The organism is Candidatus Saccharibacteria bacterium, assembly GCA_016700375.1.
Lineage (GTDB): Bacteria > Patescibacteriota > Saccharimonadia > Saccharimonadales > UBA4665 > JAGXIT01.
Genome location: CP065016.1, coordinates 559,962 through 575,524, shown reverse-complemented (window position 1 = coordinate 575,524; position 15,563 = coordinate 559,962). Strand labels below are relative to the sequence as shown.

The following is a 15,563-nucleotide window of genomic DNA, read 5'->3' as shown; positions in this document are numbered from 1 at the left end:
CTCGGGAAATTACCTGGGATTTTGCGTTGGAATAACGGGGGTAAGATGCTACACTATAAGCAGTAGCGTAAAGAGAACGGGGTGCGGACCGAGCGCACAATACGACGTGGAACACAGACATCGCCAAACATCGACACTGCCAGAGCCTGCTGAACATGGAGGTTCAGCGCATATTGCCGCCCGGACGGTTACGCTGAACTTGCAGCTTTCACCGCGGAAGATTCTTGTAAACATCTTTGCTCGTATTCAAAACGCCATTCAGTCGCTTTGGCGGATACTGTGGCGGGGGTATAACCGGCTCGAGAAGCTCATTTTGCTCCGCTTGCCAAAACCTATCGCCAAGCGTCTATATCGTTTGCGGCCAAAACGCCGCAGGCACCCGCTTCTAGCTCGTGTTGGTTGGGGCTTCATGGCACTGCTTATGGTGAGTACACTGGGTATTGATACACTTCATTTGCGTACACAAGAAGTGAGTTATGCGCTCTCGCCCCAAGCAGAGCAACTACTCGGGGAGCAACGAATATCCTATGCAGACCGCTTAAAGCTCGACCAAAAACAGCAGGCGTACCAATATAATCAAGGTTTTCAGCCAGGTCTTGGAACGGCAGGACAGGTAGGAGGCCCAAAGTTTACTGCATCTTTTTATCTTAATCCAAAAGACGGCGTGACCGTAACTGACGCTGTGAATGGTGTCTCGACTACCTTTAAGCCCGCATTTCAACTGAGCGAGCCGCGCCAGGAAGGCGGAAGATTGGTGTATCCTTTGCAAGGCTCAAGTGCGCAAAAAGTGTATTCACTTCGGGCGAGCAGTATTAAGGAAGATATTGTGTTGCATACGCCCAGTACAAACGAAATGAAATTCGTTTATAACCTGGGATTGACCAATGGAACTGAGGCACGACTTGAGGGTGATGGTAGCTTGGGGATATACGGAGTGTCGCCGACGTTGCTTGGTAAAGTTGCCACCGGTAACGATGCTGATACGGCCACGCTTGAGGCGGCCCGACGTAATGGTGAAAAAAATACGCTGCTATTTCGGTTTCCTGCACCCTTTATTCGTGAATACGGTAAAAAACAGAGTCAAGCACGCGCATGGTATAGCCTGAAAAGCAACCAGCTGACCGTGTATGCAAGTAACCTCAAGCAGGCCAGCTATCCGCTTACCATTGACCCGACTGTATACATAGAAACAGCGCGTAAACTTATGAAGGGCAACAACGAAACTAATATTGACTTCGATGTCGACAACGAGCTTATCCAGAAGAGTCAAACCACTGGAGCGCGCATAGATTACTGGTCTGACACAACAGAGATGAGCAGTGGTGTCTGGGACCAGGCTATGGCAACCGCGGGCGGCTATATATACAGGGCTGGGGGCAGAGTGGATCCCACCATGCCCTATATAGTGAGCCAGCAGAGTACGGTGCAGGCTACGAACGCCACAACATTTACCGTCAATATGCCAACCGTACGCCCGGCGGGGGATTTGTATGTTGCAAGTATCGGTAGGGTAGGTACTGGAACAATTACATCACCGGCGGGCTGGACATGTAGTAGCGCGCGTGAACACCAGGTATGTTGGAAGATTGGTACCGACCAGGGCGGCGGTAACGAAGCGAGCAGCTATAACTGGACAATTGGCGCGGGAGTTGAGTGGTCGGCCGTGGTACTTCGAATAAAAAATTTCAATTCCGGTTCACCGGTAAGTGGTTCGATTGCAACGGGTAGTAGCGGCTCGGCGACTGTCCCATCGTATCCAGCGGTTACCCCGTCGCACGATGCGACGCTCATTATTCGTTCAGTTGCCATAAACGCCGATAATCCAACTGAAGCAACGTGGCTGCCGAGCGGGCATACTCGGGTGTATTCGGGCTATAGCTCGGCAGATACAACTAGCGTTGGTCTTGCGGTTGCCGCGCTTGACGTGCCCCCTTTGGCGACTGTGAGCGCACCGGCGGCGACGTTTGTGTCGGATGGAATTCTGAATGATACGTGGGGAGCTTCATCGATTGCCATACGGCCTGCTACCGTCACGGCTGCCTATAAAAACACCGTTGAATGGGCGCAATTTAACCCAACGGCCGGGACTATTGATAGTCCAAACCCTGGCGCTGGCCTCTGTAGCGGCTGGTGCAATAACAGCGTGTATGATTTGCCCGCAAACAGAGTCGGTATGGCTATGTATGCGTACAATGGCTTTTTATATGCTATCGGTGGTACCAGCGATGGCACTGCGGCAAATGGCCAGTCTACTGTGTGGGTCGCTAAGCTTGGAGCCAATGGCGAACCACAGCTGTGGCATCCTACCGGAGGCACCCCCGGCTATTGGTATGCGTCGACCAATACGCTGCCGGCCGCATTGAGTTATTCCTCAATTGCGGTTGCCAATAATAGGCTCTATTTGTTTGGCGGCCGAGATACAAGTGGCACTAGTCTTAGCACTGTGCGGGTGGCAGACGTGCTAGCGACGGGAGATATTGGCTCATGGTCGACCACTGGCATGCAGACTCTTCCCGATGCTCGGCATGGCCACTCAGTGTTGTTTTATAACGACGCCTTTTACCTTATTGGCGGCAACAGTAGCGGCACTTTGCGTAACACCGTGTACTACAGCAAGGTAAATAGCGACGGAACCATGAATACCTGGGTACAGACGAGTACATTCACGACGGCTCGTGCAACCATGGGCGGCAGCTACGCCACCATATGGGGAGCCTATATTTACCTTGCGGGCGGTTGTTCGGCGCTGACGAGTGGTTACTGCAGTACTATTGCAAGCGATGTGCAGCTTGCGAGTATTAATGCCGATGGCTCGCTTGCTGATTGGAACCCTATACTCAACCTCAGTAACCAACGAATTGGCTACAACTTGGTTGCATGGCAAAACGGGTTATACCGGTTTGGGGGCTGCAATCGACAAAACACCTCGAATGGGACGTGTTATGCCGTTCACCAAGCGGTTGAGTATGGCGTCGTTAACCCCGATGGCGATGCCAGTACTGTGAGCAACTCAGAACCAGCCAATACGGGTAACTGTGTGACGCCAAATTACACCGACTGCGACTTACCGGGGGCAGGCGACGGCGCACAGCAAGGCGGCCAAATGAGCAACATGGTTGTCATAAACAACGGCTACATCTACGCCATAGGGGGGTGTACAAATGTTGCGGCCAATGATGTTTGCGAAACGGGCGGTACAGCGGCATCGAGCGGCAATGTTTCGTATGCAGCTATCGACTCGAGCGGCAATATGACGCGCGTTGGTACTTGCGGAGGAACTTTTGTAACAAATAGCCTGTGGTGTGTTGACAGCACGAATAGAATAAATGGTACAACAGGTATATCAGCGGGGAGTGCGACGGTGTTCAATAACACCATTTACGTCATTGGCGGCACCAGTGGTACAACATGGAGTAGTAACGTCTATCGGGTTGCACTGAATGCGAACGGTACGTTGTCGGGGGCGTGGACTGCACAGACCTTTGCCAACCTAGCACTTGGCACATCTCGGGGCTACGCCTATAGTTTTACCAGGTCTAACCCAGCCAATGCGGCAACCTACCCGGGCAACCTGTATGTGTTGGGCGGATGTTATATAGCTGGTGGGGGCACAGGTGATGATGGCATAGGTTGTAGCACGTATTTCACAGAAGTATATAAGTGTAATATTATGACCAGCGGGGCATTGGAAGAGGCCAATGCGACTGACTGTGATACCGCAGGTCAGCTTCAAATTGACGCCGATAATCTCAACACTGGTTCTCAGGGGCTTGGCCTAATGGCTGGTACAATATATGCAAATCGAATTTACCTTGTTGGTGGCTCGTGCTCGGTTATTAATGCTGGGGGAACCGGTGACGATAACTATCCATGTGGCCCCAACTTTGCCGCAAACCGTCGCGACACCATATACGCAAAAATTGATGATAGCAATAACATTGTCGATAATACAACGGGTCTATCAACAGGCAGTTGGAAATTTACGACAGGGCTCATGGATCCTGTGCGCCGACGCGCCGTGGCTTTTGGGTACAACGGGTACATATATTCGCTTGCTGGGTATAGCGGCACTGCCTCGCTTCAAGACCTTTTGTTTGCAAAAATAGACGTGACAACAGGAGATATGGGCACGTTTGATAGCTCTGGTGTGGTAGTGACACCTCGCTGGGATTTGCGTGCTATTGTGGGTAATGGCTATGTCTATGCTATTGGCGGTTGTGCGGCAGGGGCGGCACCGGCTGGCTGCACGAGTATGCAGCCAGAGATTCAGACATTCCAGCTTTACAATAACGATAGTGGTGCGCCGGTAGATTACACGGCGCTGTCAGATGACACGTTTGCGGCCGATACCGATCGGTGGGGTGCAAGCTCGGCTGTGTTGAATGGCTATATATATGTGGCGGGCGGTTGTATTAGTGCGACGGACTGTACAAATGCAACCAGTAACGTGCAGTACGCGCCAATCGATACATCGAATGGAACAATTGGTACATGGGCATCGGCCACAAATGGTCTGCCGTTTGATAGAACTTGGGGGCAACTGGAGGTTGCCGGTGGAAACCTGTACTATCTTGGTGGTCAAGACGACACAGCCACTAACGAGCAATCGACTGTGTTCTATGCAAATAGTTTTTCCTCGGGAGACATTGCCACAGCTTGGTCAACCGCTTCAGGAGGTATAGGTGATACAGCTGCACAAGCTGCACAAGCCAGGACTCGATTCGGCGCGGCGGTATGGAACAACCGCATATATGTTGTCGGAGGCTTAGATGGTAGCGCTGCGAACACCAACACGGTCTACATAAGCCCGCAGCTGAGTAGCGGCGGCAATATTGCGGCCGATAGCTGGGCGCAAGACACAGACGTGCCAGATGTTGCTCGGCGTGGTAACACAGTGGTAGCGTATGCCAATAATTTGTACACTTTTGGCGGCAACAATGGTACCCAGTATTTTAATGATGCACAGTTTACCCAGATTAACAGCGACGGAACGGTCGACGCATGGACGTTTACGACAAGCCTTCCGGGGCCAATCAGTGAAGCTGAGGGCTTTGCCGCCAATGGCTATCTCTATTTGGTAGCTGGCCGCTCGGCCGCCAGTACCTGTGCGCCAAATACGCTCGTGACACCCATCAGCGCCAACACAACGGTGGCGAGCGGCAATAACCCAACTGGCATTGGCGACTGGTATGAAACAAATAAACGCTACAGCGGCGACAGATACGGTGCGGCGGTTTCCTATGTGGGCGGCAAAATAGTTGTTATGGGTGGTGGCTGTACGGCACCGCTCAGCAGTGGCAGGCATTTCTATTCGTCCATAAAATCACAGCCGCAAGTTGCAAAGTATTCGCGCATGATAGATACCGACACAGATGTATTTCCAAACAGCTGGCTTTTGAATGGTGTCGATAACTCGACTGGCGCACGTTGGTACCTCCGCTACCGGAGTATGACAGACATAGATGGCGTGACGGCCGATTGCGTGGTCGATATGACCACATGGGGGCAGGAGTATAATCACGGCGAGGTCACGCTGGGGAATGTTGGCACGTTAGTTCCTCGTGATGGGAGTGGCACAAACACAAACTGCGCACGCTACTACTACTTCTCGGTCAATATCGATAGCTCGCAGGCCTTTGGCTATCCAGAGGACGTCACGCGCGGGCCAACTATCACCGACCTTTCGTTGTTTTACACGGCCGACCCCAGCAAGCGTATGCTGCACGGAAAAACATTTACCGGCGGTGAGCAGCAGCCGCTCGACACCCCGTGCCGCCGTGGGAGCGCATCGCCCGGTGATCCGAACTACAACTGTCCGTTACCATGATGAGGAGTGTCTATGGACGTCGGTAAGTTTAAAACGATTGATTTCGACGATGACGATGCGCTGCCGGCGTGGCTGCGTGATGACACATCTCCTGACCAGCCCCCAACGAAGGCCATACGCCACACCTCGCCATCCCAAGTGAAATCCACAGAGGGATTTACTGCATCCCAGGTGAAACGTCGTCTGCGGCGGTCGGAGGTGCTGCCGCCGAAACATGGCGAACAGCCGACTGTATCTATCCAAATTCATATGCCGCAATTGCATGTCCCCCGTATCCCGTTTGCTCGGCTGCGGCCATGGTTGCTTGCGGCTGTAGTAGTGTTTGTCGGTATTTTTGGGGGAAAGATGCTCCTTGGCGCGACACAAAAGTCAGCACCAACACCGAAAGCACCCACAATCGTACAGGCCGAGTTGGGGTATAAACCGTTGCAATCGGTTCAGCTTGTGGCCGGGAAGGTGACGGCAACACCGCCAAAGTATGATGAGGCAAAAAAACTATACTCTTTCTATGACTCCTATAAAGGTGCAAACCTCACTGTTGACCAACAGGCCGTACCAGAAAAACTCAAAACCAGTAAAACAGCTGTGCGCGAGCTTGCAACTAGCATAGGTGCAAATGATACATTTACGACCACCCTAGGGGCGGTCTACATATCAAGTAGTGAAGACGCAAACACGCAGCGAATGATGCTCGTAAGTGACAAAATGCTTATGTTTATACAGAGCACCAAGACACTGCCAAATACAGACTGGGTGGTGTACATTCAAAGCCTGCAGTGAGGTATGTATGCCTGTGGATAACCTGGACAGTATTATTACTATTGTTGATATTTTAACAACTCTAAATTGATTTCAAGGAACAAATATATGAGGTAAAATAACAACATTTTTACACTATTTTAAGGTATTCTGCTGTATTTATAATAACATATTGATATGAATTGCATACATAAAACCTCCCCATTCTGTTGCTTTAGAGAATAGGCCTAAGCTGTCTTGTTTTTGTAGCAAAAGACGCGCACAATTAGCTACGTATCGGCAAAACAAAACAAACTGATACAAACAAAAACTCTCAAAAACCAAAACAAAAGAAGCTATGCATAGACAGGGCAAAAAACTCGTACTGTTCCGGCGCACCCTGAAGCGTATACCGCTCAGGGGATTTGTCGTGTCAGTGTACCGCTCGTGGCAGAATGTACAGGCTATCGCTCAGCCCATCCGTACAATTTTGGTGTTCACCTTGCTCCTCCTCCCCCTGTTTTTCCTCACGCGCGGGGGCGTAGGCGTGCCACACGCGTATGCCGCCACCAGTGACAACCTAAACTTCCAGGCTCGTCTGGAAACAGCTGCTGGTGCCATTGCCCCAGACGGCTACTACAACATCCAGTTCAAGCTCTACGATGCCCTGAGTGGTGGTGCTCTCCTCTGGACTGAAACCTACTACGACAGCAATGGTGGTACAGCAGGTAACGACAACCGTGTCCGAGTAGCCAATGGCTACGTTACCGTTAACCTTGGCTCCCAAACAGCTTTCCCCGGTACGATGCCCTGGGACCAACAGCTCTACCTCACCATGAACGTTGGTGGTACCACCCAAACCGCTACTCCCACCTGGGACGGAGAGATGTCCCCAAGACTCAAGCTCACCGCAGTACCCTATGCGTTTAATGCTAAGACGGCGAGTCAGCTACTGACCACATCAGGAGCACTCAACTCAACCCTTAGCATCCAAGCACCAACCGGTGGCAACCAGATATTCCAGGTTCCTGACCAAGGAGCTGGGGGGACGTATACGCTATTGACTGGTTCGGCGGCAAACGCTAGCTATATCCAGAACCAAACTGCCACTGACCAAAGTGCCAGTTTTCGCATATCAGGGAGTGGTCAAGTAAACACGTTCCTAGCAAACACAACAGTGACGGTCGGTAGCGCCAGTACCCAAGGGCAGATGGTGTTGCATGCTGGCAATGGCTTTACGACCACTCTCAAAGCAGGTGCTTCTGCCGCAAACCGAACCATTACATTCCCGATTTCGAATGGCAGCAACGGTGATTGTGTTCTCACTGACGGTGCAGGGCAGCTGAGTTTCGGGAGTTGTGCTGGCGGTGGTTCTGGGGTAACATCTGTCGGTACCATTGACTCGCAGTCAAAGTCAAACGATGGCGCTGTCATAAGTGGTACGTCTATATATATGCAAACCGCCCAGGTTGACAAACCCGGGCTTGTCGGTACGGCCGCTCAGACATTTGCTGGAAATAAAACATTTCAAGATGGCCTGACACTTGCATCGGCCAATACGGCGTATGATCGTATATTAATAGCGGCTGCAAATGTTGGCGCTGCCCGCTTCGACGGTACCATCACCAACGCTGACCTCACCGCTGCCCGAACCTACACCCTGCCTGACGCTTCTGGTACGCTCGCCGTCAGTGCTTCTGGTAACATTGCTCTGTCTGCTGCTGGTAACATTACCTTCACCGGCACTCTTCCCATAGCCAACGGTGGTACGAACAACAATGGTGCCATTGGCGGAGCAGGCAGTGTTGTCTACAGCGATGGTACAAAGTATGTCTACAGTGGCACTACAGTTAGTGCTGGCCAATGTCTCCAGAGCGGTACGGGCGGTACCGGTCAACCGACCTGGGGAGCCTGTGGCGGTGCACCGAGTGGTAGCGCTGGTGGCGATCTTTCTGGCACGTATCCAAACCCAACAGTTGCAAAGATAAACGGTCAGACGGTAACCTACACCTCACTCGCTACCAACAACCTGCTTGTCTACAACGGTACGAACTGGGTCAATGCTGCCACGGCTGGTGACGTTACTGGTACCGTCAGTGGCAATACCCTAACCTACGCCATTGGCACTGGTAAGGTTACCTCTACCATGATCCTTGATGGCACTATTGCCACCGGGGACATTAGCACGGGTGGTGTGACCAGCACCAACATCCTTGATGGCACTGTCTCTGGTACAGACATTGGCTCTGCAACCGTTACCAATGCTAACCTTGTGAACTCTAGTCTTACCGTCACCGCCGGTACAAACCTCAGTGGTGGTGGCAGTGTTGCACTTGGTGGCAGCACAACTGTAAGCGTCGTCAACAACCCAACCTTCTCTGGCCTTATTACTGCCAACGGTGGTCTCCTGGTTGGCGCCAACCAACTTCTCACTAACAACGGTGCTACGCTCAATGGCACTCTGGCTCTGGGTGACCTCGCAGCCGGTGCCATTGGTACCGCCGCTGCTACGGTCGACATATATACCGCGGCCTCAATCGCTCCAACAGTTGCTGCCCGCACCTACACTATCCCAGACCCAACCTCTACGACCGCTGGCCGTATGTTCTACATCACCAATGCGAGCACAACCAACAACTTCACTATCTCAATGAATGCCGGTGCTCTCACTAGCGTCGTGAACCCAACCAGCGCTGTTACCCTCATCTGGAACGGTGCTGACTGGACAATTGCCGGCTCGGGCACTCTGAGCGGTGCCAACACCAGCTTAAGCAATCTCTCAGCCGTCAACCTTGGCACCACCGCCCTGAACAGCACCAGCAACAACCTGAACATTACTACTACCACTAGTGGGAACATAGTCCTCAACAGTGCTGGCACCATAGAGTTGCAAGATAACACGAACGTCACTGGCAATATTTCTGCCACAGGTACAGTCAGTGGCAGTAATCTTACGGGTACCAACACCGGCGATGTCACCGTCAGCGGTCAGAACTACCTCAGTCTCACGGGGCAGGCTATTACCGCCAACCAGATTAACCTGACTACAAACGTCACCGGCACTCTCCCCATAGCCAATGGTGGTACGAACGCCACCACCGCCCAAGGTGCCATAAACAATCTCTCAGGCCTGACCACCAACGGTGACCTCCTCTACCACAATGGTACCAACAGTACTCGTCTCGCCCGAGGAACCAATGGTCAGTGTCTGACCAGCAATGCCACCACCATCCAGTGGGGTTCTTGTGGTATTACGGCGGAGGCAGATACTCTCGCCACTGTCACTGGCCGTGGTGCTACTACCACAACAGCTTCTTCCTTCCAGGGTGGAGCTACTATCCGTACCCTGACGGTAGACACCGCCACTGCCACCGACGACCTTATATCTGTCGCCGTTACCACCGGCGGGGCAGGCCGCTTCACTGGTACCATTACCAACGCTGACCTGACTGCCAACCGTACCTGGACCTTCCCCGATGTCTCCGGTACTGTTATTACCACCGGTAACACAACCAGTATTACCAGTGTCGGTACCATTGCCACCGGTACCTGGCAGGGAACTGCCGTTGGCGCAGCTTACGGTGGTACTGGTATTACCAGCTACACCACCGGTGACCTTATCTACGCCTCTGGTGCGACTACTCTCAGTAAGCTTGCCGCTGTCGCTTCTGGTTCCTGCCTCATATCTAATGGTGTCGGTGTGGCACCAAGTTGGGGCAGCTGTGGTATTAGTGCTGAAGCAGATACCCTGCAGACGGTGACCAACCGTGGTGCGACTACAACAGTTGCTTCTTCCTTCACGGGTGGTGCTACCATCCGCGGTATTACTGTAGATACCGCCACTGGTACCCAAGACCGTATCCTCATATCTGCCGCTGCGGTTGGCGCTGCCCGCTTCGACGGTACCATCACCAACGCTGACCTCACCGCCGCCCGAATCTACACCCTGCCTGACGCTTCTGGTACGCTAGCCGTCAGTGCTTCTGGTAACATTGCTCTGTCTGCTGCAGGTAACATTACCTTCACTGGCACTCTTCCCATAGCCAATGGTGGTACCAACAACAATGGTGCCATTGGCGGAGCAGGCAGTGTTGTCTACAGTGATGGTACAAAGTATGTCTACAGTGGCACTACAGTTAGTGCTGGCCAATGTCTCCAGAGCGGTACGGGCGGTACCGGTCAACCGACCTGGGGAGCCTGTGGCGGTGCACCGAGTGGTAGCGCTGGTGGCGATCTTTCTGGCACGTATCCAAACCCAACAGTTGCAAAGATAAACGGTCAGACGGTAACCTACACCTCGCTCGCTACCAACAACCTGCTTGTCTACAACGGTACGAACTGGGCCAATGCTGCCACGGCTGGTGACGTTACTGGTACCGTCAGTGGCAATACCCTAACCTACGCCATTGGCACTGGTAAGGTTACCTCTACCATGATTCTTGATGGCACTATTGCCACCGGGGACATTAGCACAGGTGGTGTGACCAGCACCAACATCCTTGATGGCACTGTCTCTGGTACAGACATTGGCTCTGCAACCGTTACCAATGCTAACCTTGTGAACTCTAGTCTTACCGTCACCGCCGGTACAAACCTCAGTGGTGGTGGCAGTGTTGCACTTGGTGGCAGCACAACTGTAAGCGTCGTCAACAACCCAACCTTCTCTGGCCTTATTACTGCCAACGGTGGTCTCCTGGTTGGCGCCAACCAACTTCTCACTAACAACGGTGCTACGCTCAATGGCACCCTGGCTCTGGGTGACCTCGCAGCCGGTGCCATTGGTACCGCCGCTGCTACGGTCGACATATATACCGCTGCCTCAATCGCTCCAACGGTTGCTGCCCGCACCTACACTATCCCAGACCCAACCTCTACGACCGCTGGCCGTATGTTCTACATCACCAATGCGAGCACAACCAACAACTTCACTATCTCAATGAATGCTGGTGCTCTTACTAGCGTCGTGAACCCAACCAGTGCTGTTACCCTCATCTGGAACGGTGCCGACTGGACAATTGCCGGCTCTGGAACCCTGAGCGGTGCCAACACCAGCTTAAGCAACCTTGCCAGTACTAACATAAACACCGCTCTCAATACCACCGCCGGTAATCTCACGCTTCAGACCACCACCAGCGGTAACATAAACATTAACCCAGCCGCCACAGGCGTCATCAATCTGCAGAACAATACCGTCCTGGCTGCGGGCAAGAGCATCACCATCACCGGCGGTAACACCGCCTCCCGTCCTGCGAGCCCCACCGACGGCATGCTCTACTACGACACCGACACCAAACAACTCTTGGTCTACAACGCTACTCTCACCAAATGGCAAGCTGACAAGAGTGAAGCTATCCTTGTGGCTGCCAGTAACAGTTCTGCCTCAGACAAAGCAGCTGCTGACTACCTGGGTGATGGTAACACTGGTGCAGCGGCTGACGGGGACCAAGTCCAGATCAACCAAGCCCTCACTGCTGCCACCGGCAAGAAAGTTGTCCTCCTGGCCGGTACCTACACCATCGACTCCAGCATCTCAGTTCCGAACAACACAACCCTCAGTGGTATAGGGCAAGGCACCCTCATCACTATTCCGAACGCATTGAATGTGAACTTCAGTGCCATCATAAACACCGACCAAACTACGGGGACTAACGTCACCCTAAGAGACTTAAAGCTTGATGGCAATAAAGCCAACCAAAGCGGCTTTGTTGGTATGGCTGGTATTGACTTCTTTAACATGGGTGGCGGCAGTGGAGCCAGTGCTCGCCAAGGTGCACGCATATCTAACGTGCAGGCGAATAACTGGTATGCCTCGGGTGGGTCAAATTGTCAGAATGGAAATGGTATCTGTCTCCGCTCCTCCTCTAACAATGTTCTTACGAGCAATACAACACAAGGGAATTCTGTCAACGGTATTTACCTCGGCTCCTCCAGCTATAACACCCTCACTGGCAATGTTGCTCAAGGGAATGCCAATTATGGTATCTCCGTCAGCTCCTCCTCCAGCTATAACACCCTCACTGGCAATGTTGCTCAAGGGAATACCAATTATGGTATCTTCCTCAGTACCTCCTCAAATAATACCATCACCGGTAACACTGCGCAGGGGAATAACTACGGTCTCACCATCTCCTCCTCCTCCAACAACAACACCATCACCGGTAACACTGCGCAGGGGAATAACTACGGTCTCACCATCTCCTCCTCCTCCAACAACACCCTCACCGGTAACACTGCGCAGGGGAATAGCATCCAAGGTATAGAATTGTCATCTTCCAACAACAACACCCTTACAGGCAACACCATATATGGAAATTCTAACTACGGCATCTACATCACCACCTCATCAAATAATACCGTTGGTGCCAACAAATTCCATGACAATAATGGCGCTACGGCGAACAACGCTATCTACATAAACAACTCATCCTCCAACACCATCACCAGCAACGACATCACTGACACCAGCTGTACCGGTACCTGCTACGCCATCAGCATCATCGACTCCGGCTCTACGAACAACTACCTCGCCTCCAACACCTTCTCCGGTACGGCTGCCAACACCGCCACCATCAACGACGCTGGTACCGGCACCCGCTACTCTAACCAAATGGACGGCGCAGGTAACCTCATCAACAAAGGCATGGGTGCTTTGACCGTTGGTACCTCGACCGTCTCTGGCACTCTCAGTCTCCAAGGTGGTTTGACTGCAGCAGCACTCCCAACTCCTTCCGCTCCCACCATTACGACTGGTGGTACAGCTGGTAGTACAACCTACAGCTACACTATCACGGCTCTCGATGGCGTCGGCGAGACTATTGCCTCATCTGCTGGCTCTACCGCTACTGGTAACGCAACCCTGACTGCTGGTAACTATACCATCATCACCTGGAACAGTATCTCAGGTGCCACCAGCTACAAAGTCTACCGTACGGTTGGTGGTGCGACGCAAGGTCTCATAACCACCGTCACCACCAAACTCGGTGCCACTCAAACAACCAATGACACTGGCCTAGCTGCCTCTGGTTCATCACCAACCACCAACACCACTGGTTCAGCTACCTTTACCGGTACTATACAGGGTGGTAGTTCACTCACTCTTGGTACCGCCAGTACCACTAACGGCACCCTTGTGCTCAGGAACTCTACCAACGCCAACACCGTCACTCTCCAAACTGGTACCACCAGCTCGAGTTACTCCCTCGTTCTTCCGACAGCGGTTGGTACGACAGGGCAGTGTCTCAGCACCACAGTAGCTGGGTCTACCAGTACGCTAGGTTGGAGTGGTTGTGCACCAGCAACTGGTGGTGCCGGCTACATTCAGAACGCTACGACAACCCAAACGAGTGCCAACTTCAACATCCAGAGCACGGCTGTAGGCAGCGTTACAGCAGTCGTAAAGCAGCTTGGGTCACAGACTGCTGACCTACTTCAGTTCCAGAATAGTTCAGCTACCGCTACGATTAAAATTAATACAGATGGTAACCTGCTGGCTGGTGGTGTTGCCACGGCCACTACTGGTACCACTGAAGCCACTGCTCGTACCAACGTCACTGCCATTACCCTGACAACAGATGCCTTCAGTGTTAACGATGTCATCTTCTTCAACAACGCTGGTCAAGACTACTACACGAGGGTCACGGTAGATAATGCCAATGGTACCTATACAGTCTCCCCAGCTGTTTCATACGACGCATCTATTACGGTCACAAAGTACACAATCCAGAACATTGGTGCAACTACTACAGACTACACAACGCAGGGTAACCGTTTCTTCCAGGGCTACTTTACTGGCGGTGTCGTCACGGGTGCTGGTAGCACCATCTACTCAGACGGTGTCATCTCTGCCAGCCCAGGACTGACCATAAAGAACCCTAGCGACACGACAACGGCATTTCAGGTACAAAACGGCAGTGGCACAAATGTTCTCAATATTAATACCTCTGGTAATATCATCACTGTAGGGGCAGTGGATGCGACGGCGACAGTGTTGGTGCTGGATACCAAAAACACATCTGGCGATCCTACCTGTACAAATGGTGGTATGTACTATAACTCTAACGCCAACCAATTCCGTTTCTGCCAGAATGGTACGTGGGTTGGCATGCAAGCCGGTGTCGATGTGCAAGTATATTCGACCGTAGGCGCGAACACCTGGACGAAACCGAGTGGTGTTTCTGCTGTGCTGGTCATTATGTGCGGCGGCGGCGGCGGCGGTAGTGGTGGGCAAAACATCGGGCTTGCTGCTGGCGGTGGCGGTGGCGGTGGTGCGCATGTAGAGCGGATGTTTGTGGCTGCTGATTTGACCGCAACGGTGACCGCAACGGTCGGCAGTAGCGGTAGCGCAGGTACGGCGGGTAGTGGTGCCGGTGGTGCCGGTGGTGCCTCGACATTTGGTGGCTATGCTTTTGCTGGTGGGGGCACAGGTGGAAATACCTCGGGTGTCGGGGGTGGCGGAGGTAGTACAATTAGTGGCCAGACAGCAACATCCAATGCAGATGCTCTAGGGGGGCAAGGTGCTAGCAACGGCACCCCCGGATACAATGCTGAATATGGTGGTGGCGGCGGCGGCAATAAGGCAGGCGCAGGTGCAAACGGGGGTACTGGTGGGAGCGCTGGTTATGGTGCTGGCGGTGGCGGTGGCGGTACTACGTCTGGATTTGTCGGAGGGTCTGGCGGAAAGAGCGGTAGCTATACGGCTGGCGGCGGTGGTGCCGGTGGCACTAACGCTCCAGGTACAGCCGGTAGTACGGCCACGTCGGCCGCCTGTGGAAGTGGCGGTGGCGGCGGCAGTAGCAATGGCAATGCAGGCGGTGCAGGCGGTGCGGGCGGTGGCGGTGGCGGTGGCGGTGGTGCGCACAGCTATGGCGCGGGCGGTGCAGGCGGTGCAGGCGGTGTCGGTAAGATATGGGTCATCAGCTGGTAGCGCGGGCGAACCACACTATTTGTGTGCCTTGCGTGTCCTACTACAGCCGTGGCGTAATACCGTGGCATAGCCGAC

At 53.1% G+C, this 15,563-nt stretch carries 3 protein-coding genes; all 3 read left to right on the top strand.

The genetic code is table 11. From position 1 onward, the window contains the following. The first annotated feature begins 106 nt into the window (after positions 1-106). The 3 genes from IPP75_03010 (at position 107) to IPP75_03000 (ending at position 15,488) form a co-directional block, all read left to right on the top strand. Positions 107-5,827, top strand: a complete 5,721-nt coding sequence (locus IPP75_03010; GenBank protein QQS70080.1) for a hypothetical protein — start codon at positions 107-109, stop codon at positions 5,825-5,827. Positions 5,828-5,839: 12 nt separating this feature from the next. Continuing rightward, complete coding sequence (locus tag IPP75_03005) at positions 5,840-6,607, top strand: hypothetical protein (GenBank protein QQS70079.1); 768 nt, start codon at positions 5,840-5,842, stop codon at positions 6,605-6,607. A 316-nt stretch (positions 6,608-6,923) separates the two neighbouring features. Beyond that, complete coding sequence (locus tag IPP75_03000; GenBank protein ID QQS70078.1) at positions 6,924-15,488, top strand: right-handed parallel beta-helix repeat-containing protein; 8,565 nt, start codon at positions 6,924-6,926, stop codon at positions 15,486-15,488. Positions 15,489-15,563: the final 75 nt, after the last annotated feature.

Excerpts from the sequence above, each read along its gene's own strand:
- IPP75_03005 (QQS70079.1), top strand. The coding sequence starts at position 5,840 with ATGGACGTCGGTAAGTTTAAAACGATTGATTTCGACGATGACGATGCG.
- IPP75_03000 (QQS70078.1), top strand. The coding sequence starts at position 6,924 with ATGCATAGACAGGGCAAAAAACTCGTACTGTTCCGGCGCACCCTGAAG.